Origin of the sequence: Hyella patelloides LEGE 07179 (genome assembly GCF_900659865.1) — a bacterium.
In the GTDB taxonomy this organism is placed as follows: domain Bacteria; phylum Cyanobacteriota; class Cyanobacteriia; order Cyanobacteriales; family Xenococcaceae; genus Hyella; species Hyella patelloides.
On record NZ_LR213772.1, the window covers coordinates 20,114 to 43,705 of the forward strand.

Genomic DNA, 23,592 nt, shown 5'->3' on the forward strand with positions numbered 1-23,592 from the left:
CAAAATTTTTTCTGGCGGTTCTAAGATAACTGTAATATCAATAAGATCGCTTAATTACAAGCTAGATATTTATGAATAATACCAATTTGATAAATGGAAAGCTACACATAAATTCAATCTAAAGGTAGGGTGGGCATTGCACTAAAGTACTAGCTTTGCGTCGCCCACCCTACAATTCACCTAATTTATCATCAATCTCCAAATCATTTGTTGGAGGATATAAAACAACTGTAATATCGAACCGTTAAACTCTGTAGAGACGCGATATATCGCGTCTCTACAATCAATATTTATTGGGGATTTTCTAAAACGGATTTGGTATTAGATATTTATGGGTAAGACGAGATTTAATCTGACGTAATTTGATATTGAATGATTCTTTACAAGATATAAGTACCGTTAAGCAAAATCTAAAACCCAACGTCTAAATAATTCCACAATGATGCGATAGTTTCCCTCTTGTTCTGTTTCTGTAATTACATCATGACGAATTAGAACTGAGATCGCAGTTTCTAAAGTTTTTCTCTCTAAACCAGTTACAGATTCTAGATGATCTAAACTCAACCCTTCGGAATTAGGAGCTAAAGCTCTAATAATATCTCTTTGTCCTGGTGCATCTTGGGCTGCTTGTCCCCAAACTCCTTCAAAATAATAACGTCCTTGCTGGAAGAAGTTTTGATTGATTACTGCTTCGACATCTTCTACAGTAAAGGTGTTACTGTGGGAAATGTTTTGTTCAAATACTCGATCGTTGTAGTTGCGGACTAACTGAAAACCAATTAACTGCACTAGATAGGGTTGTCCTGAAGTTAGGAAATAGATTAAGTCTAGTGCTTCTCCTGTATAGTCGAGAAGGAATTCTTGATTTTCTGGATTTCGATCCCCCCTAGCTCCCCTTATTAAGGAGGGGGTGTCGGAGGTTGTTGATAAGGAGGGAATATCAGGAATGGGATTGGCGAGAATAGTTTTAGTTGCACCTTTGTTGAGGAAGCTTACATGAATATTAATCACACTAGCAAAGAAGGGTTGAAAGTAATCTGCTGTCATTTCTTCTAGGGTATGTAAACCAGCGAAAGCAAAGGCGATTTTTTCGGGATTCATTTGCACTAAACCCCTTAAGGAACTCATAAAAGATGGTTCAATTTGTCCCCGTTGGATTAATTCTTCGATAGTTTCAAATTCATCTAGGGCAATAACTAAACCTTTATAAGACATATTTGCAATGACTTGTTTCAGGTAACGTTCAAAAGTGCGTTGAGGGAGTTTCAAAAATGTATCATCATCAGGAGCAAGAATATTAAAAGCTGTGGCAATTTCATCACTAATTGCCATCAACACTTCTGCCACACCCTGAGAAACTGCGCCTAAACGCTGCAAATTAATATAAATAACTTTGACTCCTGCGCCAGTGCAATTAGCCATATTCACCAGGATAGATGTTTTTCCCATCCTACGATGTCCATACAAAACCACAGATTGTAATTGATTACCAGTAATCCATAATGCTTCTAGTTGACGCAGGATATCTTCTCTACCCACAAATAAACCACCTGTAACGGGATTCCCAATAACATAGGGATTACGCACTGGTTGAGTGATGGTAACATTACCAATCTCCTTACCAATTCTCTCTAAAGATTGTTTCCAAGTTTCCGCAATATCAACAATTAAAGCTCTTTCTGCTTCGAGAATAGTATCTTGGTTATCAATTACCTCTGTTAGCTCCCCAATAGCGCGACTGTAGGCAAAAGACTTGGTATTACGGGAAACACTGTGCTGAATTAGTTTAATATCTTCTACTACTCTTCTGAGGCTATTCATGGTTTGCCAAGTGGTGGGGCGTAATAAGTTTTCTGTGGGAAAATTGGGAATGGTGAGATGAGCAATATTATTTGGTGTTTTAGCTTCCTGAAACACAGCTAAAGTTTGTGCCAAAATAAAGACTTCTTCTCCGTAAAGCAAATCACGCACGACGGCAAAAGCTTCTGTTGCCTTGTCTGGTTTTTTTTCGTGAAGATACCAAAAACCAGCAGCAGTAGAACGAGCAGAAGTGTCTAATCGAATATCTGCAATGAATTTATCTTTGACTCTTTGTTTACAATTTTTAGGAATAAAAAAGAACAACGGAAAATTTACCAAAGTTTCCATAAAATTTGATTTTAGTTCGGCTTCGATAGAAGCTGAAGCGAAACGCAGTAAGTTCCAATCATAAGGATTTTGAGCTAGTTGAGTCACGCGAAAAATAATTTGTTCAGTAGGAATTTTCGCCAATACCTGATTGACAGCAGACATTACTGGAATAAATTGCAAAGAATATTGCAAAACTTGATTGAGATTATATAAACCAGTTTCCCAATCTTTTATTAGCCAATTCTGAAAACAAATGTTTAGCTTGGGTAAGGGTAATAATGTTACACGGGGAAATAGTCTGTTTTTATTTTGAATTGAAAGTGAATTTACTGGGGTGCTGATTAACCAATTTTCAGGACGAATTGTTGCCACGCCCCCTGCCACGCGAGATGCCACGCCCCCTGCCACGCCCCCTGCCACGCATGCCGCCCGCCTAATGCCACGCCCCCTGCCACGCCGAACCAATCAACCTCAATACCTATCTGTTCTAGGAATTGACATAGTAGAGGTGGGATAATGACGGTTAAGATTACGCCTTGCAATAGTAAATTACGCTGAACAGAATTTTGACCTAATATTTGCCATCCTTTACGCGCACTCATTTCTGTATCAGGAATATAGCCACCACCAAAAGTATCTAAATACCACCGCAAAGCTTGGGGAAAATAAAACACCCAATACAGTAAACGTAAATAGTCTAAAGGATTCCTTAGAGATAAAGGACGTTTCAGTTTAGGGGCTAAATCTAATTTGGGTACAGAATTATCTTTACTCATGGCATTTTTGGCGATAAAGCTGATGACACAATCGCATTACTTGTTTAGGATGACCTTTACTATTAGCAATAATTGTAGCTATCTCATCTGTAGTGAAGCGAATGGAGTTATTTTGCAAACAGAAATTAATAAAATTATTAGTAGTTATTTCATTCCAATAAGAGATTATTTCTTCAACACAGATATTTTCAAAAGGAGATACCATACTACTATCAGAAAATAAACGATTCAAAGGCTTATTTACTGCAATCACTAACCGTAAAGAAGCATCCACTCCCTCGGCTAAGGCGCGAATTTGACTACGGATTTGATTAGTAAATCCTGACCATGTCATTTTTTCTACATTATCTAAAATTAATAATAATTTGTGTTTTTTTAGTTCGCGGGATAGTCTATAGCCTTTACTTAAAGTAATACCTACAAGATCGCACAAAGCAACATAAAAATCTTCTTCATCACAAATATTACCTAAATCAAGATAAATAGGTTTACGAAGAGACTTTAATTGACTAACTGCTTGCTGTTCAATAACTCTTAGTACAGAAGATTTACCAATCTCTGCTTCGCCAATTATGGCAACACTATTATTATTATTTAAAAGTTCAAATATTTGCTTGACTTCTTTTTCTCTGCCAAAAACTAACTTATAATTATCAATTCTTCCTCCTAAATGATTAAAAGGGTTATCCAAGATAATTTTTGGTTTTAACTCAAAAAAATGATCAAAAATAAGCGCAGTCGAAACACCTCTACCACCTAGATCGGTGTAAATATCCCGACTTCTTTTAATTAAGCCACAAATCTTACCTGTTTCTTTGTTTAATAAAGGCGCACCGCTAAATCCTGGCTGTACTTGTTCCCCTCGAAATGTCATTAACGGTGGCTCGTCTCCAGTCAGATCGGTATAAATAAAATCTCTAGGATCGCCGTTAGGATAATCATCGGTGTAACCAAAAGAATATAATTTATCTCCGTTATTCACAGAAGCATCTAGAACAACACAGGGATGTTCGGTAATAGGCTGCTCAAACTTTAGCAAGGCTAAATCTACTTGGGGATTTGTGCGTAACTTATAAATATTGACGTTATGTTCTACATTCTGCCAATAAACCTTAATGACTGTAATCGGTTTACGCCCATCACCTTCAGTAACAACATGAGCGCAAGTCAAAATTAATCCAGATGCAACAAAAAAACCAGTTCCAGATTGGCTTCCAGCTTTTATTCTTACTGTATAATCCCTCAACTCTTCTGATTGCATCTCAGATAACTAAAATTACTTACCCCACTGGAGAGTAAGCTTCAGATTGGCTTTATTAGAACCATCAACAATTAAAGTAGTTAATTTGCCTGACTTTACCACAATATCAAAGCCAATTTCCACTGTTGCTTTATCTGGTTTAACCTTATTGATGCTAGTCGCCAGAGCTTGAGTAACAGCTTCGATGGTGTCAGTTACTCCTTGAAAAGAGAGAGTAGAGACATCTTGTTCTCCGCCTAAATCTCTAGCTTGAACAAGTACAGTGAGATCGTCACCAACTTTGACAGGAATAGTGCGAGTGCGAGATTCCATATTTGATTTAAGAAATTAAAATTAGTAGAATCTAACTTATCTTATCGAAACTTTCCCGATTCAGAACACAAATTTTAAAATTGCGGACTCGGCAGAGCCGAGGCGCTGCGCGATCGCATTTCTCTCTTGACTCACCATAGTGCCACCACATCCGCAAAATTTCAATCCTATTTTGCGAATCTAAAATCTCATCAACAAGACGATGTTGCTACATTAATCAGACATTCACTGAATGCTCTCTAGAGATTATCCTGAAAAGAAAGCAATCAATAAAATCAATTCTGGTAAACTTGACTAGCAAAAATGCGATCGAAGTAGAAGTTCATACTTCCCTAAGAGATTTTATCCGACAACAGGGAAATCGAGGATGGCCCCACCATTTAACGATGGCTCGTTTAGTAGCGAGAGCGTTACGGTTGGGTAATCCTGCTTTGATGCAAACGGAAAGTAGTATCCATCGCTATTGTCTTAGTTATTTAATGCCAGCTTTAATGGGAGATTGGTCTGTTATTATTGTTACTCCCCAAGAAGTCCAGCAACAGCTAATAAAGCAAGAAATTCCCTTACTACAAAATTGGCTGGGAATTGATAAATCTGTCAGAATAGGTTCACAATGGCAACCCGAAGATCGTATCCTCTTAACTACCCCTGAAACTTGGTTGAGCGATCGCTTATACCAGAAAAACAGCTTTCCCGACAACATACCGACGATTATCGATCGCGCTGATGATTTGGAAGAGTGGACGAGACAACAATTGACTAATAGGGTAGAAATCTCTGATTGGCATGAATTATTACACCACAACCAAGAGCTTGCCGAGTTAATTCGTAATGTCAGAGTAAAACTGACCAAATCAATCTTCGAGCATCCCCCCAATCGCTATGAATGTTACAGGTTAGAGAAAACAGAAATCAGGCTGATTATTGAGCTTTGTAATGATATTAGTATAGAAGGTAATCTAACAGCTAAATTTGAGCAGTTATGGCAATCTTTAGCTACAACAAACCTGAAATCCCGCCACAAAAACTTATTTTGGGTTGTTCGCGATCGCGTTAAAGGTCTTTTTACGATTTTTTTAGCTCCTGGGGAAGTAGCCACCCCGTTAAAATCTATTTGGTCACAGCAGCCTGTAGTATTGATTGGTAGCTTTTTAGATCGTGAACCCAAAGCACCTACTTATCGAGAAAAATTGGGTTTACCTGAAATTTTAGCGGTTAAATTTTCTCCCAATCAACAAAACGATTTTATTCGCTTATTTGTGCCAGATCGCTTTCCTTTAGCCAATACTCCAGAGTATAGCCGAGCTTTAATGGCAAAAATTTATACTCTAGTGGGTTTTACCAACAATAATCGAAAATCTGCCGTTATCTTAGTCGAAGATGTCCCCCTCAGAGGACAAGTAGCTTCGGCTTTAGCAGCCAAATACGGCACAAAAGTACGTGTAGACAATACAGAATTAGCTAAAGATGGAATTTTAGTCTGTGGTTGGCAATTTTGGAAACAACATCAAGATCGCATTGTGACACCCCAACTACTAATTATGACTACTCTACCGCTACCATCTTTAGAACATCCGCTAGTGGCTAGTAGGGTGGCTCACTATAAATATAAACGTCAAGACTGGTTTCGCCTCTATCTCTTACCTACAGCATTAAAGACGATCCAACAAGCACTTATTCCTCTGAGGGAATCTCAAGGCACTGTGGCACTTTTAGATAGTAGAGTAAACTTCCGTAGTTATGGTAAAACCATTTTATCTGTTTTAGAACCCTGCGCTCGCTTTAACTACATCGACCCCACTTGGTTTTTAAATTAACAGCCTAAATTAGTTTATGAGTTTGCTTAACAAAAATTCTAGATTTCTGTGGTAAATTTTTTAACCGTATCTCAATTAAAGATGCTAGCATAAGGTCTGGGAACAAAGATATATAGAATTTGCATTCAATATTGTTGGGTTTAACTACAAATTTTTTGGTCTAGCTCTTTATAGAAGAATTCTAATCATATCGTCTCTCTCAACGCAACATTTATCATGGAGACAATCCATCTTATGTCAATTTATGTAGGCAATTTATCCTACGAAGTCAACCAAGAAGACTTAAATGAAGTCTTTACCGAATATGGAACTGTTAAGCGAGTTCATATTCCTACCGATCGTGAAACTGGGCGTGTCCGTGGTTTTGCTTTTGTAGAGATGGAATCGGAAGCTGATGAGGATAAAGCTATTGAAGCTCTGGATGGAGCGGAATGGATGAATCGAAGTCTTAAGGTTAACAAAGCCAGACCTCGCGAAAACCGAAGTTCCTTTGGTGGTGGTGGTCGTCGAAACAATCGCTTTTAAGCCTTTAACTTATTTAAATTTAATAACGCTTCTGGGAATCATGCGGATTAATTCCACGAACATTTCCCCAGAGGTGTTTTTTTTGTTTCAATGGAGATCGATCTAATTAATGTCTAAACGTCGCAACGCAAAAAAAGAGAAAGCTGCTAGAAATAGAATTAATGCTCGCAAATTCCGCAAACAAACTTCTCGTTATTCTAAAAGAGGTAGAAGATGGTCTAACTATAAGAATGAGAATACCGAGGAAAAATCATCAGAAACTAACTCTACTCAATCTACATCATCTGAATCTACTTCTGCTGCGAACAAAACAGCTAGCCCAGAATAAAGTGCTAATTTAGAGCAGTAGGTAGGCTGCATTTACTTGTATATTTCTGATAGTTGCCTTTTTTCCCGACATCCCCACACCCTTGTACCCTACTTATTGTTGTTCTAAGGCTGCTGCTACTACTTGATGATTTTCATCTTGTCGTAATTGAGCCAGAAGTTTTTTAGCTCTGGGGTCTGAGGATGGGGTTAAAGCGATCGCTGTTCGCCAACGAGTACGCCAATTTTCTGCAACCGCTAGTTCGGTAAAAATAGCAAAAACTTCATCTTTTAGTGGAGTATCTAAAAATCTACTCAGAGCTAAAATACCCACTTCTTTGGTCATTGACTCTTCATCTTCCAGGGCTTTTTTGGCAATATCAAACACAACTTGGAGATCGTCACTTTCTACCAAAACAGCCACTACGGTGTGACGTACTAACCAATGGTCGCAACGCTCGAATAAATCCTGCAAAGGAGCGATCGCTTTTTCTCGAAAATCAAAAATTGAATTGGCTGCTTCTGCTAACACACTGGAATCTTGCTCTTGTTCTAAGACATCCATGAGATAGCTAAAAGAATCGTCTGTCAGATGGTTACGAAAACCCATCATTGCCAAACAACGAAGCCCAAAGTCATTTTCTGTAGCTAATAATTTTAAAATAGGCACAGCTAACTCTGAATCAATAGTTGCCAGCTCATCTAAAGTAGCTTTTCTCACATCAATACGCTTAGAACGTAGATTGGTTTCAATTTGTTGAAGGCGATCTTGATTCATTACTATTGTACGATAGCCGAACTAATTTTATTGACCCATTATATTGTTTTATATTGTTTTTTACGGGATTGGAAATTCTCAGATTTTGCGATCGCTATGCGTTTGTCCTCCACCTAGCGTAAACTATTGAGATATTAGTCAGCAAAATTCAAGAAGTACCTATGGCATCGGCAACTATTTATCCTGTAATTTGGCACGATAATAAAGTAAAGCTAATCGATCAAACGCGTTTACCCCAACGGTACAACGTAGTGGAAATTAGCCGTTGTGAAGATATGGCACAAGCCATTAGAACTATGATTGTACGAGGTGCGCCAGCTATTGGTATTGCAGCAGCTTACGGAATGTACCTTGGTGCAAGAGAAATTAAAACTAGCGATCGCCATAAATTACTTCAAGAATTAGATCGAATAGCTCAAATGTTGAGAGAAACTCGTCCTACAGCAGTTAATCTATTTTGGGCGATTTCCCGAATGTTAAAAACTGCTTACGAGACTTTAGGTACAGTAGAAGAAATTAAAGCAACTCTTTTAAAAACTGCTCAAACAATCCAACAAGAAGATTTAGAAACTTGTCAGGCGATTGGCGATCATGGTTTATCAGTATTACCCAAAACTTCAGAAAAAGTAAATATCCTGACTCACTGTAATGCTGGCTCTTTAGCTACCGCAGGCTACGGTACGGCTTTGGGGGTAATTCGTTCTGCTCATCGAGAAAATCGTTTACAAAAAGTGTATGCAGATGAAACACGCCCTCGTTTACAAGGAGCAAAATTAACTGCTTGGGAATGCGTACAAGAAAATATCCCTGTGACAGTAATTACTGATAGTATGGCTGCTCATTGTATGCAGCAAAATAAAATTGATTTGGTAGTTGTTGGTGCAGATCGCATTGCAGCTAATGGAGATACCGCTAACAAGATTGGGACTTACTCTTTAGCGATTGTCGCTCAGGCTCATAACGTTCCTTTTTATGTCGCAGCACCTTTTTCTACCATTGATTTTGAGTTATCCAGTGGTCAGCAAATTCCGATCGAAGAAAGAGATACTGCCGAAATTTATCATCTAGGTAACACTAACTTTCAACTACAGGGAGCAGAATTTTACAACCCTGCTTTTGATGTCACACCAGCTAATCTAATCGCGGGAATTATTACTGAAAAAGGCGTAATCAAACCAGAAAATTTGCTTGATTATCACACTAATCTCAGGATTAAAGAGTGATGAACTACCATCGCCTACTGTAAGCATTAGGCGCGGGCTTCTCAAAGACCAGAAGCCTTTAAGCATTTTCTAAAAAATTTAGTGGGAGATTTAATGTCCCACTAATTGTAGACCGCGATCAGAAAATAAAATTAAGGCTCTTAAAACTAGAATCGGGGATTCAAAAAAAACACCCCTAGAAAATTAGTTAGGTGGTAGCAACAAATCCAGAAGCTACAGAATTGAAAGAAGGTTTGTTTTCTAGAACAGCAAACTTTTCATCGCCAAAGAACAAATCACCAGAAGAAGCATCGTAACTAAACTGCTCTCCAGAGCCTGTTCCAAATCCAGAGTTAGAGACTTGAATACGGTCTCCTTCGGAGAAAGAGTAATCTTTGATGATATCAACGCCATCCTCTAAAGATTCAAAGGTAAAGGTATCGGCACCACGACCGCCTCTAATAGTATCAGCACCACGACCGCCTTTAATATCATCATTACCAGCAAAACCCTGAATAAAATTGTCTTGATTGTTGCCAACTAAGACATCGTTACCGCTAGTGCCAGTAAAGTCAGAATTAGGTGGAGTAGGTTCTTCTGGAGTAGGTTCTGAGGCATCGCCCAAAGGATCGACAGAGCCATTTCCATTGCCATAAATACTGCGAATACCGTCGATGTCGTCTTGTAATAAAAATGCTGAGCCTAGACCGTTGTAGCGGTTTTGAATGCTGGGATTCATAATGGCATCTGTGCCACTTTCGTGATCGAGACCCAAGCTATGACCAATTTCATGAACGGCAGTTTCTAAAAATAGGCTTTCGCTCCAATTTTCGCCATTATCAAAGGTAATATCGCCATTGGTTGGGAAAAAAGCAAATGCTAGAGTACTGCCTCTGCCATCTATAAAATCAGAACCAATACGAATTTGAGAGTTTGAACCATCTTCAACTTCTGTAAAGTTTAGAGGTGCAACAGATGACCAGACATCGAAAGCTTCTTCCATAGCGACTTCAACATCATCAGGGTTAATGCCATCAATATCGCCATTAAGAAGATTGCTGTAGCTATAAGTAATTTCAACTGGACTACCTAATCCACCTGGTTGAGGCCACTTACTATTGCTAGCATTAAAAGAGGCTCCATTCTCAAAAGTTGAGTTATCTTCTGTTGCATTGTTTTGAAAATCACTTTGACTACCACAACAAGAGAAACAACCACAAACACCAGCGTGTTCAAAGTCGCTTACTTGGATTTCATTTGATAAATATTCATCTTCTTTGGAAAAGTAATTTTTAGTTTCTTCGGACAAATAATTTAGTGAATTAGTTGAAAAATTATGGTGATTTTTTTGAGACAAAAAATATTCACTATTGCTACTATCCAACTGTTCAGTATCAACAAAACCCTTATTTTGGAGGTTTAATGCTCCAAATCTATCTAATTCTAATAATAGGTTATTAGAATTAAGCTTTTCTAAAGGATTGATTGTTCTTTGGGAAGTTTTCAAATTCATCAATACTTTAAGTAACTGCTATACTTCACCGTTACTTTAAACAAATAACAAAAAAAAGTCAAAAAGTTGTGAATTTTTTGGCGATTTCTTCGTATCTTTACTATTTTTTTGTATCTAATTATAAATTGTGTATCAAAGTAGATAAGTAAGCTTTACACTATTAGTTATTTATCAACATTGGAATAATCATTTTTCAACTACAAAATATTGAGGGTAAGAGTTTTCAGCATAATTTGCTATTCTGAAATCTACTCTAGTATATTGGCTGTGAGGGAAAGACCCTTAATTGATGGAGAATTATCAGCAACAGCAACTAAAGTTTTCAATTAGTCTCGGTGAGACTATCCCGTCTGATACTTTATTCAAAAACAGTTGGTCACAGATTCTTCGGCAATCCGCATCTCAATATAGGGGGATTGTTTACCAAAATGAGCATAAAGTAACAGATTTTCAGTCTTATAATCAGTTATTAGCGGAAGCTGAGACGATTTTGCTGGTTTACGACAACAGGGGTTAAAACCGCAAGATCGGGTAATTTTGCAGTTGTCGCAGCCTCGTTATTTATTGGGTTGTTTTTGGGCTTGTCTGCTAGGGGAATTTGTACCTATTCCTAAAGGAATAGATTTAAGTTATGATCGCAATAGTAAGTTGCTTAATGTTTGTCAGTGTAATTATGATGTCAAACTATCAGCAAGCGTTACCTATAATTATCCTAATATAAAAGAAATTACTAATTATTTACTTTCTATTTTATTTGTAGAGAATAAAAAGCAAAATTCATCTAAGTATTGAAAATAAATCTGAAACGAATGATCTTGAAGTTCTTTCAGAAAATGAAGTAGAAGCCTTGTTATTGGCAGAGTTAGATAGTTTAGATTTAGAGAATGTTTAATCCCCCTAAATCCCCCTTATTAAGGGGGACTTTTTTACTTTAGTAATGAACATTTAGATTTTAAATTAATGAAAGCTCATATCATTTTGTTAACTAAAATTCGTTGACGAAAACTATTATCTATTCCCCCTTTTGCAAGGGGGGCTAGGGGGGATCGAATCTTACATAATTAACTATCAATTAACTTAATTGCTTTACGGCTTTTTGCATAGCGAGCCATACCAAATACACCACCCATTAAAAGCAATCCTAAAGAGGGAGAAAATTCAAAAGGAACTGATGATGAAGATACTGAAAAGGTTAATGAGCTAAAATCTTCGTCTCTTGCAAATTGAGATGGAGATGTCTCACCGAGAAAATCGAACCCACATATTGATACACTTGTATTGCATACTTGTAATAAAGGATCTGCTGATGAGGTTGAAGTCCAAGCCCTAAATTCCGCATCAACTATTGTTCCACTTGCAATATTGAAGTTATTCACATACTGAGCATTATCAACAAAAGGACTGGTAACAAACTCATCTCCCTCATTAATAGTAACCAAGCTGTCCAACCAGTCTGGAATCTCCGTTACTATTACACTATCCGCAGCTACACCTGTTGCACTATCACCAGGGTTAAGGCTATCAAAAGTAATTGTACCTGTCACTTTTTCCCCTGGAACTCTTCCCGTACCTAGACCATCTTCATCAGTAAATTCAAAAGTATTTACCAATATCGCTTTTGCTGGTTGAGTAACAGAAAAAGTCGTAGCAGTAGCGACACCAAATACAGCAGCAACTTTGACTAGAGATTGCAAATTCTTCATTATTTTACCCTTTGTTTTAACTAAGTAAATTAATTTACATATTTGTTCTAACCTCCTACCCCCCCCCTACTGTCATCAGGGTTTGCGCTGTTAGTAGTATTACTGAGATGAAGGGAAATTTATGAGAAATCACTTAAGTAAACACAGATTTTATTCAAATCTTGTATTGATATCAGTCACCGCCAGGAAATTAATTTCCTGGCTCATAAAAAAAGTCTTCTTAAGAAGACTAGACATTAAAATAAGATGGTTGTGATGCTATGAATAACTTATTCTTTTTTTGTATTTTCTATAGCGAAATCAGATCGAACTATCAATAAGTATTATTTTTGAACATCCTACTAGAATACCCGAAAAGCGATCGCCCTTTGATTACTTTCTACTCAGTTCTTGTTCAATAAAAGTATCAGTAATTATTTTTTGCTATCCTACCATAAAAGCGATCGCTTTTTATCTATCTTTTTTTAATAGCCTAATTCCCAAACAGAAATATTAACTCGATCTTTAGAGTCTCGTTGAATTCTGCCTTGTAATTCACCAACTCTAAAAGACTGAAGACTGGCTTGGCGACTATAGACATCACGCAGCTTATTTCTAGCATCTGCTGAGGCATTTCCGCCTAAAAGTTCAGTCAATGTCTCTTGCATTGCACCCAAAGTTAAGTCTTGATTTAAAGTAGCATTTGCTTGTTTAATCCGACCGTTACTATCGGAATGATATGTAAGATTTATATTATTAGAAGTTGCGTTATTATAAGTTAAAACTTGGCTGTTTCTTTGCGGTTCGTTTCTTCGAGAAGAGGGCTTTCCTAAAGTACTTACAAGCTGATTTTCTGATGTTCCAGTAGTTACAATTGGCACGTCAGCTTGTGGTTGAGGTTTGTTTTTTGGTTTAAGTTTTGGCTGAACTACTACCTCTGGAGTAGGGTCAGTTTCTTCTGGTGTATTTGTTTCTTCAGTTACTTCTAGTTCTTCAGTTGCTTCTGGTTCTTCTTTCTTCGGCTTTTCTAAATCTCCTACTTTAATTGGTTCTTCTGTTTCTTTTTTTGCTTGTTCTGTGTTTTCTGTTTCAGGCGGGAATAAAACAGGTTCGGGTACGTTAGGTTCTACTTGAACTTGAGGAGAAGGCTGATTACGAGATTGCCACCAATTAGATAAAGCGTAAAACCCCGCAACAAAAGAACTTACAGTTAGCCCTCCTGTGACTAAGAAAAAGAGAAAAACTTTGCTCAGCCAATTGCCTTTTTTCTGATTACCAGATTGAGGTTCTTTATAAACTACTGTACCCCCAAAATTTTTATGACTACGAGGAGAAACAGCAGGAGATACATTAACTGTTGCGCCAGTAACCACACCAGATTTATGATGATTAGTGTTGGGCTGTAAAGCGATTAACATCTCTCTAGCTTGAGAAAAACGATCGCGGGGATGAAAACGAATTGTTTGGTTTAAAATCTCTACTAATTGAGGATCGACATCTTGAGCGTATTGTTGCCAAATAATTTCTCCTGTTTGGGAATCAATTTCTAACTCTTGAGGCGTTTTACCTGTGAGCAAAAAGATCGCTGTTAATCCCAAGCTATACAAATCGCTGGAGTACAATGGGCGACCAGCAGCTTGTTCCGAAGGCATATAACCAGGAGTGCCAATAGCAGCAGAATAAGCACTATTACTATTATGTTTTACTGTCGTTGCCACTGCCTCTTTAACCGCCCCAAAATCGATTAATACAGGGGAAAAATTATCACTCCGCAGAATAATATTTTCTGGCTTAATGTCTCGATGCACGATTTTTCGGGAGTGGATAAAGTCTAATACAGGAATTATTTGAGTGAGAATCCTGATAACTTCTTCTGCGGTTAAATTGCCTTGTCGTTGCCACTTTTGCGCCAGAGTCTCTCCTTCAATCCACTCTTGTACGAGATAAAACTGCCCGTTCTCTGAAAAATAGGCATAAAGCTCTGGAATTTGAGGACTGGCTGCACCTAACTTTTCTAGAATAGCTGCTTCCCTTTGAAATCGTTCTTTCATCCATAAAGGGATTGAGGGTTGTTGTACGATGGGTTTTAATTGTTTCAAGACACACTTTCTACGCGAAGGCATATGCATATCTTGTACCAGATACGTCTCTCCGAAACCCCCTCTACCTAAAGTTTCTAGAATGCGATAGCGATTATTAATTAGGGCAGCATTCATCATTTCAGTCATAAGAAATCGATATACTAATTATTAGGGTACAACTTACGAGTCACAATCTGCCGTAGCCTAATCAGATCGACACATAGTTTTGTTAAAAATATTTACTTTAAATCCAGTAAACCTTGTTCTTTTAGTTTAGGGTTAAAACGGATATCCATATTGACATGACGTTGTTGTAATTGTTCCTCTATTTCTGCTTGCACTCTGCGAGCAATCTTCTTTAATATCTTAGTCTTTTGCAAATCTTCACTGGCTTCGTATTGTGCCTTTTCTTCTGCTGTCATAGCAGGTTTGGCATCTATGGGTTGACTCCAAATAGCTTTCGCTTCGCCATTACCCACAGGTGTCACGCCATTTTCTGTAATCCAAGCTTGGCAAGTCTCTTCTAGCAACGCACGACTAGGGCGATTGATGGTTTGTAGCTTCACCCAATAGCAGCTTTGGGGTTGACGTACTAAATGTTGTTTAAGGCTGAGATAAATGTCCCGCGAGTAACCAACAAATTGTAATTCTTGGTTTTGATTAAAAATTGCATAGACCCCAATTTTTTTGTGTAAATCTTCATTGATTGCGCCATTTTCCAGCAAATAGGGCAAAAATTCTAAATTAGCAAGAGTTGATAATTCTGTTTGAGCAGTCATGATTGATTATCCTTAGCATCAAGTTTTCTGTTGCGATGCTACCAAGGATTTGCTGGTTTATTTCTGATTATTTCCTAAAAGTTATGGCAATACCAGTAGAAGTTAAGCTATTTTCTGTTTCCTATTCCCTATTAAAATGTCCTAACCCATTAAAGTACTGCTATAGAAGTAGCTCCACTTTATCAATTAAACATTATTGATGGTTGGTAGTTGTTTAGGGATTGCTGAATAAATCTAAAACCTATATATATCAAGGTTTAAACCTCTATTTTAACTAAATAAAGTGTCAGATAATGAGCGTTTTCACCTGAAAAATAGATGCATTTTCCAATTTTTGAAATGATTGCTACTATTTCTCCTGACGGGCGTGACTCCGAGCTTCAAACCAAAACACTTTTTCGTGCCGACCCTAGTTAATAAATGAGGTTCACTAAATCTATTACACTAATTTAAGAGTGCTATTTGACACAATCATTGTATATAGAATGAATTTTTTAACTAATCTACTATTTCCTAAGACTAAATCCTCCAGCAATAATACAACTGATGCTTTACCTCCCATGAAAAAAAGTGTCAGAGGAATTCATATTAAATCAGCACCAGAAATTGAGAAAATGCGGGCATCTTCTCTAATTGTAGCAACCGTATTAAAAGAAATTACATCTCTGGTAAAGCCAGGAATAACTACCGCAGATTTGGATGCTTATGCAGAACAAAGAATTAGAGAAATGGGTGCTACACCCAGTTTTAAAGGTTATTATGGTTTTCCTGCTTCGATTTGTTCATCTATTAATCATGAGGTAGTTCACGGGATACCTAATAAAAAGAAAGTTATCCGTCCAGGAGACATTTTAAAAGTAGATACAGGAGCATATTATCAAGGTTTTCATGGTGATTCTTGTATTACAATTGCTGTGGGTAAAGTAGGCAAAGATGCAGCTAAACTTGTTAAAGTTGCCGAAGAATGTTTGTATAAAGGAATAGAACAAGTCAAAGCAGGAAACTTCTTATTAGATGTTGCAGGAGCAATTGAAGATCATGCCAAAGGAAATGGTTATAGTGTTGTGGAAGAATATACAGGACACGGAGTAGGTAAAAACCTTCATGAACCCCCTTCTGTGTTTAATTTTCGCACTAATAAAATGCATAATGTTAGACTAAAAGCAGGAATGACTTTAGCAATTGAACCGATTATAAACGCAGGTTCTAAAAAGACTAAAACGCTACGAGATCGCTGGACTGTGGTAACTGTGGATAATAATCTTTCTGCACAATTTGAACATACAGTATTAGTCACTAAAAACGGCTATGAAATCTTAACAGATCGTTCTTTAGTTAGTAGTTAGTTGCTAATTGTTTGTTGTTAACTAAATACTGAATTACTGGTTACTGATAACTGATTATTAACCTATTCTTAACCGCAGGGATCGGTTTTTTTGGAATAATGAATACTGTCAAGTGAAGGAAAAGGAACCAGGATTTGTTGATAACTTAGGGTGTTTCTGAATCAGAAAAATCCTCCTTCCTCCATCTTCAATCCTTACTCCTTATGAATGGGGGTTAGTTATGAAAAAAAAACACCAGTTAATTAAAAAGCGTAATCTTTTTGTAACTTTAGCGATCGCAAATACTTTAATTTCTTGTTCTGGTAATGTAAACTCTATTCAAAATCCTGCAATCAATATTGATGGATCGAGTACAGTTTATCCCATCACCAAGACAGTAACCGACAGTTTTAAAGCCCAAAAAACACAAGGCTCAGATATCAATCTCAACGTGTCGGGTACAGGAGGAGGATTCCAAAAATTTTGTAGTGGAGAAACCGATATTAGCAATGCTTCTCGCCCCATATCTGTTAGTGAAATGGATGCTTGTAAAGAAGCAGGAGTAGCTTATATAGAGCTTCCTATTGCCTTTGATGCCCTGACAGTAGTAGTCAATAAAGATAACGACTGGTTAGATAGTATCACCACTGAAGAGCTAAGAAAAGTTTGGTCGCCAGAAGCAGAACAAACGATTACTCGTTGGAATCAAATTAACCCCAGCCTACCAGATCGCCCTCTTAACTTATATGCTCCCGATCCTGATTCGGGAACTTTTGACTATTTTACCGAAGCCATTGTGGGAGAATCTGGCGCAAGTCGTACTGACTACTTAGATAGTGAAGATGACAATACTTTAGTAGAGGGTGTTAAACAAGACCCAAATGCAATAGGATACTTTGGTTTAGCTTACTATGAAACCCAAAAAGAACAAATAAAAGCGATCGCTGTTGATAGTGGAGATGGTGCAGTATTTCCTTCCCGTGAAACAGTAGAAGCGGGAGAATATCAACCTCTATCCCGTCCCTTATTTATCTATATTAATTCTAGTGCAGCACAAAAAAATCCAGAGTTACAAGCATTAATCGAATACTATTTAGAACAAGCACCCAATATTGTCCAAGAAGTAGGATATGTACCCCTTCCAGAAGAAGGTTATCAGCTAACCAAAATCCATTTTGAAAGAGGAAAAGTCGGCACAGTTTTTGGTGGTAAATCTGACTTTGATTTAACTATCTCAGAGTTATTAACCAAACAAGCTAATTTCTAAAATTAAACATGGAATAAATAATTTGCTATTCAAGAAAAAGACAGCAATCAAAGCTGTCTCTATTTTTTTATTGATTCTCTATTGTTGTGTCAATCGAAAAATGATCCTAAATCCAATTTACAAAACCTACTTTAAAATTAGAGCGTAATATTGGCTTAAAACCTTCTGCTCATAAAGTCTTTTCAGAACTTTTAAATGGTGTATCCGAATAGGATTTAGGATGATGGATAAACTCAATAATTAAATCTTTCTCTATTATCCCGTCATCCTTAACCCATCAATTAAAAGTTAACAGACTAATATTGGCGATAACAGTATCTTACTCCTGGGTTGTAATTTTTCTGTAGATTAAAATTTTTTATGACGGGTTATTACTAGAGAGCCAATAGTAAATAAACCCAAAGCAATTATCATTCCAGGTTCGGGAATTTCTTGATTTTCAAAGCTAAAACTGCCTTGAGTTGTTTGAAACTTAACGGGAAATGAAGACAAGGTAGCACCGCTCGAAAAATCTCCAAAGAGTTCTAAGAAGAAATCATCAGAATTTCCTGCTGCTAGAGCATCTCCTTGAGAGCCACCACTACAGCCATTCGTAAAAACACAGACATCAATTTGCTTAAAGCCACCAGGAAAATTTTGTTGTCCATTTCCGTTAATTATCGCCTCAGTAAAGCCATTATCTGGATTGTCGATAAAGTTAACATTGGTTGCATTAGAACTCACACTAAAGCCAAAGTTAGTAATTCCTGCTTCAGTTACTCCACTACTAAGTATTGTGGTGTTATTCAATGCTACTTCTAATGTAATGCGATCGTTCTCAAAGTTTGTCAGAGTAAAATTAGCTTCTGCCGACAAATCAATAGGAGCTATCGTTCCACCATCGTTATCTTCTTCTCCTGCTGTTAAACGCCAGTCTACATCAAAAGTTTTATCGACATCAGAAGCCGTTAAAGTAATGGCAGATACAGATAATTCAGAAGATGCAACAGTAAAGCTAAAGGCTAATAAAACTGTCTTAATTAGGTTACTCAATTTTTTTTTCATTATGGAAACTACTATCTAAATTAAATTTGTGTTTCGGAATAAATATTTATCTACATAATTAGTAAGGTTAAATGAAATTTGATTATTAGTAATTAAACTGAAATCTTTTATACGATGCTACAGAGAAAGATAAATATTATCCAGGGGAAATGCCTAATTTAGTTGTAATTTCATGAAAATGTATGCTATTCAATAAACTTTACAGACAAATATCTTGGCTTTATATTATTTATGTAAAACAACTAATATAAAAACTAAGAAACTACAAAGTAATACCGTTTCTTATGAATTTGCAATCAAGTTTAATTCCAATACTTCTCGTTTGAGAATTAAGCAGAGTTGAAAATAGAAAAAGTAAGTTGTTTCTTGTCTAGGTACAATTAAGTAAAATAGATTACATAGAAAAAATACATAAAGATTAAAGATTTACGTTGAAGAACTTGGTAATATTGACAGTTATACTATGTATGATTTTGTATTAGTTTTCTTTTGAACTACAAAGATGTTAATAAATAATTGTAAGCCGATCCACATTTAACTTGCATAATTCTGACTCTTAATCTCTAATATAGAGCTTGAAACATTCTGGCGAACTCGATGTTGGTCAGCTTAATAATTTACAAGGAGTTGTGACCAATGCTAGATATTTTGGTTTGTGGAGTCGATGAAGTCAACGATATAATCAATGAAGTCGATGGTGTAATTTCTATTATGAATCCTGGTGATACGGTTGGCGCACCTCAATCCATAACCTCAAAGGAAAACAAAGATCGTTACAGCGTTTTAAGGTTTGAACTTGAGGACGTTCTTGCTAAACAGCATCAAGTAGGATTAAAAATGGCAACACCAAAATTAATATCTGGTGCGCTTGATTTTGCCCATAGCTTTGTTGAGAGATTTGGAGATGATTCTTGCCTTTTAATACATTGTCATTCAGGTATTAGTCGCTCAAGTGCTGTGGCGGTCGCTATTTATACTAGTCTGTACGAAAACCCTAAAGATGCAGTTGCTAGAGTTTCTCATCAAAGACCACAAGCTGTTCCTAATCTTGAAATAATTCGTTTGACGGATAATATGCTAAATATGCAGGGGGAACTATATCATTCTGTGTCAGAAACTTTTTATTTTCACTTTTAATTCCTGATTACCTTAGCAAATACCAGACTATCATCTTTTGATACTATTAATAAAAAATAGCGATCGCCCTATTAAAATAAGAGATCGCTTTAATTATTATTAATTTTAAGCTTTTAAAAACTAACAGCTAACAGTTTTAATTAAATTCCCAAACGCTGATAAATTTCATCAAGATTTTTCAGATGATGATTAGGATCGAAACAAGTCGATATTTCTTCGGCAGAGAGCATTTTATTAATAGTCTCATCCGCTTCTATTAATTTGCGGAAGTCACCGTCTTGAGTATTCCAAGCTGTATGAGCGCAACCTTGCACTACACTATAAGCTTCCTCGCGATTCATGCCTTTTTCTACTAAAGTAAGTAAAACTCTTTGAGAGAAAATTACCCCACCGTAAACATTCATATTGCGTTTCATGTTGTCGGGATACACCAGCAAGTTTTTCACCAAACCAGTAATTTCTCTAAGCATAAAGTGAGTTAAGATGCAGCTATCGGGTAAGATAACTCTTTCTACGGAACTATGAGAAATATCTCGCTCATGCCATAAAGCGACATTTTCTAGGGCTGCTACGGCGTTTCCGCGAATTACCCTTGCCATTCCCGTAAGTCTTTCCGAACGGATGGGGTTGCGCTTGTGAGGCATTGCAGAAGAGCCTTTTTGCTTCTTAGAGAAAAATTCTTCGACTTCTAAAACATCAGTGCGTTGTAGATTCCGAATTTCCACAGCAAATCTTTCAATAGATGCGCTCAATAAGGCTAATTGTTGCACGTATTCTGCATGACGATCGCGGGATATAACTTGGGTGGAGGCGTTATCGGGTTCTAAACCTAACTTTTGACAAGCGATCGCTTCTATTTTAGGATCGACGTTAGCATAAGTACCCACTGCACCTGAAATTTTACCCACTGCAATGTCTTGTCTCAATCTTACCAGGCGATCGCGATTTCGTAAGACTTCAGCCAGCCAACCAGCGAGTTTAAAACCAAAGGTAATAGGTTCGGCATGAATGCCATGGGAACGTCCTACCATTACTGTATAACGGTGTTGCTGTGCTTGATAGCGAATGGCTTGGATCAGTTCTTCTAGTTTTTCTAAAATTAGATTGACACTGGCTACCATTTGCAGAGCTAACCCAGTATCTAAAACATCAGAACTGGTTAAGCCTAGATGAATATATCTTCCTGCATCCCCTACATATTCGTTAACGTTGGTTAGAAAAGCAATTACATCATGACGTACTTCCGCTTCAATTTCTAAAACACGCTGAGGATCGAAATCAGCTTTGGCTTTAATTTCCTCTACGGCTTCGGCGGGAGTATAACCCAGTTCTGCTTGCGCTTCGCAAACTGCTATTTCTACTTCTAGCCAGGTTTTTAATTTATACGTATCAGTCCAAATTTCGCCCATTTCGGGCAGGGTATAGCGTTCTATCACAGTCGTCGAGTAGCCAAGTACAACAACCGTTCATTCTACTACACTAAATTGTCTCCATTCACTTTCTCCAAAAGAAAGTCCATTGCTTTGTGGGAAGATTCCTTTTGGCAGAGACGTTAATCCAAGAATCTGATACTGTTGGCGAATTCAAAAAACACGTTTTTAGGCGATCTCTAAGTTAACAAATTAATAACTAGATGTTATGCAAAAGCTATTTTAAATGCAAAAGAGAGCATTCGGTTAAAAATAGGACTAAACTTTGGAGAAAAATTATTGAATCTAGGAGAAAAAATGTTTTACTCCAAAAATGTGGATTTGAACTAGAGCAAATGTTGACACTTTTTAGCCTGAAATAACCCTGTTTTTGAAGTAAGCTTAAAAAATATTTTTCTGACTCTCTTGAAAAGGTAAATTATACTGAAATCAACAAATTTTTAAAATTAAGCTCAGTAAAATCAATGAGGAAAATAGGATTGAGATTGAGTTAAATTGTTTATAGTATTTTCTCTTCAATAAATCAATAAATAATTAATTATTTTCACTATTAGTCAAATCAGGGAAATACGACAACTTACTATTTTTGTGACAGCGAAAAACTACAACTCTAATTTATTAAGTCCTAGCTTTTTAAAATATCATGAATGAACCCGTATCTAGCAGTATTAACCCTGATGGCACACTCACTGGGGGAACTAGAGAAGGCGCGAACTTATTTTATAACTTTACAGAGTTTTCTGTTCCTACTAATGAAGAGGTATTTATTACCGATACAGAAGATGTCAACAATATTTTTATTAAGGTTACGGGAGATTCGCTCACTGAAATTAATGGTTTCATCAAAACTGAAAACGACACTAATTTATTCTTAATTAACCCCGCAGGAATCCTTTTTGAATTAGGGGCTAGTTTAGATATTGATGGCGACTTTGTTGCTAGCACCGCAGACAGTATTTTATTTCCCGACGATATTAGTTTTAATGCTAATGATAACGAGTCTCAAACTTTATTGAGTAGCGAGATTCCCATTGGTTTAAGTTTTGGGGATAACCCTACAGCAATCGAAGTGAATCTCAATAGCAGTCTTAATTCTGACGAAGATGCGGAGTTTTTTGGCGATAACCTAGCTTTAATTGGTGGAGATATCAATATTAGTGATAGTAAGTTATCTTCAGAAGCAATTACATTGAGTGCTTTAAGTGATTCAGGAATAGTCAATATTGAAGAGGGTAATCTGAGTTTTCCTGAAGAAATCGCCAAAGGAGATATTAATATTACGGCTAATTCTCAATTAACTGTTACTGGTGATGATGGCGGAAGCTTTGAACTCGATGCTCAAAATTTCACTCTAGATGAGGCTAGCAGCATTATTGGTGGAGTTAATAACGATCTTAATCTTCGGGTTGATGATTTATTACTCGTTGATAGCGGTAGTTCTATTGCTTCTGATGGGGGAAATCTTAATGTTTTTACTGGCAATCTTACTTTAAGAAATACAGGCGTTATTATTAGTAATAGTGTAGGAGAAGGAGAAGGAGAAGTAGGAGGTGGTAACATCGAAATTACTGCTTCTGAAGCTCTAACAATAGATAATTCTAAGTTAATCCCTAGCAATAATGAAGGTGTAGATATTACTCAAATTTTTTCTGACGGAAATGGAGAAATCGGAGAAGGTGCAGGGGGAAGTATAACTATTGATGTTTCTAATATAAGAGTTTCTACTTCTATTTATCGCTTGCAAAACTCCAACACACCTGGAAGTTACATTTATGTGGGAACGGAAGAAAAAAATACTATTCTCGATAATTTTCCTAACTTTATTAACGAGGGAGTTGCTTTTAATGCAGCTATTAGTCCAGGCGATGATTTGATTCCTTTATATCGTTTTCAAAGTCAAATTGTGTCAGGTACTTACGTTTTTGTAGGGGAATCAGAAAGAGTCAATATCAATGAAAACTTTGCTGAAAGCTTTATTGAAGAAGGATTAGCTTTCTATGTGTATAGTGCTAGTTCTGGGTTGGGAACAGAGTTTTCTCGTTTTCAAAATAGCGATTTACCAGGCACTTACTTGTTTACTACTGGAGAAGAAAGAGAAAATATTAGAGCTAATCTTCCTAATTTTATCGAAGAAGGTCTGGCTTTTGAAGCTTTATAATCTATCAGGGTGCTGTGTTAATTGTATTAATGTTTTTCCATCTAGTTTGCTTGATGGCATGGCTAGATT

21 protein-coding genes are annotated in these 23,592 nt (G+C 36.8%); 10 read left to right on the forward strand and 11 right to left on the reverse strand.

The features are described from left to right. Window positions 1-399: 399 nt before the first annotated feature. Genes H1P_RS01910 through H1P_RS01920 form a run of 4 tightly spaced genes read right to left on the reverse strand, consistent with a single transcriptional unit; the run spans window position 400 to window position 4,479 of the window. Window positions 400-2,526, reverse strand: a complete 2,127-nt coding sequence (locus H1P_RS01910) for an AAA family ATPase (RefSeq protein ID WP_246141427.1) — start codon at window positions 2,524-2,526, stop codon at window positions 400-402. Beyond that, complete coding sequence (locus tag H1P_RS37190) at window positions 2,472-2,906, reverse strand: hypothetical protein (protein ID WP_222426897.1); 435 nt, start codon at window positions 2,904-2,906, stop codon at window positions 2,472-2,474. The genes H1P_RS01910 and H1P_RS37190 overlap by 55 nt, the downstream gene beginning before the upstream one ends. Continuing rightward, entirely contained in the window at window positions 2,899-4,167 is a 1,269-nt protein-coding gene (locus H1P_RS01915; RefSeq protein WP_144863594.1) for a S1 family peptidase, read from the reverse strand. Before H1P_RS01915 ends, H1P_RS37190 begins: the two co-directional genes overlap by 8 nt. A gap of 15 nt (window positions 4,168-4,182) precedes the next feature. Further along, window positions 4,183-4,479, reverse strand: a complete 297-nt coding sequence (locus H1P_RS01920) for a CU044_2847 family protein (RefSeq protein ID WP_144863596.1) — start codon at window positions 4,477-4,479, stop codon at window positions 4,183-4,185. Between the two features lie 290 nt (window positions 4,480-4,769). Between H1P_RS01920 and H1P_RS01925 the strand changes: the two genes are divergently transcribed. The 3 genes from H1P_RS01925 (at window position 4,770) to H1P_RS01935 (ending at window position 7,149) form a co-directional block, all read left to right on the forward strand. Continuing rightward, window positions 4,770-6,296, forward strand: a complete 1,527-nt coding sequence (locus H1P_RS01925; protein ID WP_246141428.1) for a helicase C-terminal domain-containing protein — start codon at window positions 4,770-4,772, stop codon at window positions 6,294-6,296. A gap of 234 nt (window positions 6,297-6,530) precedes the next feature. After that, window positions 6,531-6,821, forward strand: a complete 291-nt coding sequence (locus H1P_RS01930) for an RNA recognition motif domain-containing protein (protein ID WP_144863599.1) — start codon at window positions 6,531-6,533, stop codon at window positions 6,819-6,821. A 109-nt stretch (window positions 6,822-6,930) separates the two neighbouring features. Further along, complete coding sequence (locus tag H1P_RS01935) at window positions 6,931-7,149, forward strand: hypothetical protein (protein ID WP_144863601.1); 219 nt, start codon at window positions 6,931-6,933, stop codon at window positions 7,147-7,149. Between the two features lie 93 nt (window positions 7,150-7,242). Here H1P_RS01935 and H1P_RS01940 read toward each other — a convergent pair whose 3' ends face one another. Further along, window positions 7,243-7,905, reverse strand: coding sequence for a HEAT repeat domain-containing protein (locus tag H1P_RS01940; protein ID WP_144863603.1), 663 nt, complete (start codon window positions 7,903-7,905; stop codon window positions 7,243-7,245). A gap of 161 nt (window positions 7,906-8,066) precedes the next feature. Between H1P_RS01940 and mtnA the strand changes: the two genes are divergently transcribed. Continuing rightward, window positions 8,067-9,128 (forward strand): S-methyl-5-thioribose-1-phosphate isomerase, encoded by a 1,062-nt coding sequence (gene mtnA, locus H1P_RS01945; protein ID WP_144863605.1) that lies wholly within the window; start codon window positions 8,067-8,069, stop codon window positions 9,126-9,128. A 187-nt stretch (window positions 9,129-9,315) separates the two neighbouring features. On the opposite strand, the gene H1P_RS01950 is transcribed toward mtnA, so the two are convergent. After that, window positions 9,316-10,620, reverse strand: a complete 1,305-nt coding sequence (locus H1P_RS01950; protein ID WP_144863607.1) for a matrixin family metalloprotease — start codon at window positions 10,618-10,620, stop codon at window positions 9,316-9,318. 289 nt (window positions 10,621-10,909) lie between these two features. Between H1P_RS01950 and H1P_RS01955 the strand changes: the two genes are divergently transcribed. Together H1P_RS01955 and H1P_RS01960 are read left to right on the forward strand one after the other, a co-directional pair. Next, entirely contained in the window at window positions 10,910-11,137 is a 228-nt protein-coding gene (locus H1P_RS01955) for a hypothetical protein (protein WP_144863609.1), read from the forward strand. Between the two features lie 26 nt (window positions 11,138-11,163). Beyond that, window positions 11,164-11,412 carry a hypothetical protein gene (locus H1P_RS01960; RefSeq protein WP_144863611.1) on the forward strand — a complete coding sequence of 83 codons (249 nt, stop codon included), beginning with the start codon at window positions 11,164-11,166 and terminating at the stop codon, window positions 11,410-11,412. A 269-nt stretch (window positions 11,413-11,681) separates the two neighbouring features. On the opposite strand, the gene H1P_RS01965 is transcribed toward H1P_RS01960, so the two are convergent. The 3 genes from H1P_RS01965 to H1P_RS01975 form a co-directional block, all read right to left on the reverse strand. Further along, window positions 11,682-12,323, reverse strand: coding sequence for a PFE-CTERM domain-containing protein (locus H1P_RS01965; protein WP_144863613.1), 642 nt, complete (start codon window positions 12,321-12,323; stop codon window positions 11,682-11,684). A gap of 464 nt (window positions 12,324-12,787) precedes the next feature. Beyond that, entirely contained in the window at window positions 12,788-14,530 is a 1,743-nt protein-coding gene (locus H1P_RS01970; RefSeq protein ID WP_246141429.1) for a serine/threonine-protein kinase, read from the reverse strand. Window positions 14,531-14,622: 92 nt separating this feature from the next. Next, complete coding sequence (locus H1P_RS01975; protein ID WP_144863615.1) at window positions 14,623-15,162, reverse strand: GIY-YIG nuclease family protein; 540 nt, start codon at window positions 15,160-15,162, stop codon at window positions 14,623-14,625. A gap of 485 nt (window positions 15,163-15,647) precedes the next feature. Here H1P_RS01975 and map point away from each other — a divergent pair, with 485 nt between their 5' ends. Together map and H1P_RS01985 are read left to right on the forward strand one after the other, a co-directional pair. Continuing rightward, entirely contained in the window at window positions 15,648-16,508 is an 861-nt protein-coding gene (map, locus tag H1P_RS01980) for a type I methionyl aminopeptidase (protein ID WP_144863617.1), read from the forward strand. 220 nt (window positions 16,509-16,728) lie between these two features. After that, window positions 16,729-17,754, forward strand: a complete 1,026-nt coding sequence (locus H1P_RS01985; protein ID WP_144863619.1) for a PstS family phosphate ABC transporter substrate-binding protein — start codon at window positions 16,729-16,731, stop codon at window positions 17,752-17,754. Between the two features lie 348 nt (window positions 17,755-18,102). Here H1P_RS01985 and H1P_RS01990 read toward each other — a convergent pair whose 3' ends face one another. Next, on the reverse strand, window positions 18,103-18,798 hold the full coding sequence (locus H1P_RS01990) for a cistern family PEP-CTERM protein (RefSeq protein WP_144863621.1): 696 nt from the start codon (window positions 18,796-18,798) through the stop codon (window positions 18,103-18,105). Window positions 18,799-19,434: 636 nt separating this feature from the next. On the opposite strand from H1P_RS01990, the gene H1P_RS01995 reads away from it, so the two are divergent. Further along, window positions 19,435-19,935 carry a dual specificity protein phosphatase family protein gene (locus tag H1P_RS01995; RefSeq protein ID WP_144863623.1) on the forward strand — a complete coding sequence of 167 codons (501 nt, stop codon included), beginning with the start codon at window positions 19,435-19,437 and terminating at the stop codon, window positions 19,933-19,935. Window positions 19,936-20,075: 140 nt separating this feature from the next. Here the strand turns inward: H1P_RS01995 and purB are convergent, their stop codons facing one another. Continuing rightward, window positions 20,076-21,371, reverse strand: coding sequence for an adenylosuccinate lyase (purB, locus tag H1P_RS02000; RefSeq protein WP_144863625.1), 1,296 nt, complete (start codon window positions 21,369-21,371; stop codon window positions 20,076-20,078). Window positions 21,372-22,008: 637 nt separating this feature from the next. On the opposite strand from purB, the gene H1P_RS02005 reads away from it, so the two are divergent. Next, complete coding sequence (locus H1P_RS02005) at window positions 22,009-23,523, forward strand: two-partner secretion domain-containing protein (protein ID WP_144863627.1); 1,515 nt, start codon at window positions 22,009-22,011, stop codon at window positions 23,521-23,523. Window positions 23,524-23,592 lie beyond the last annotated feature (69 nt).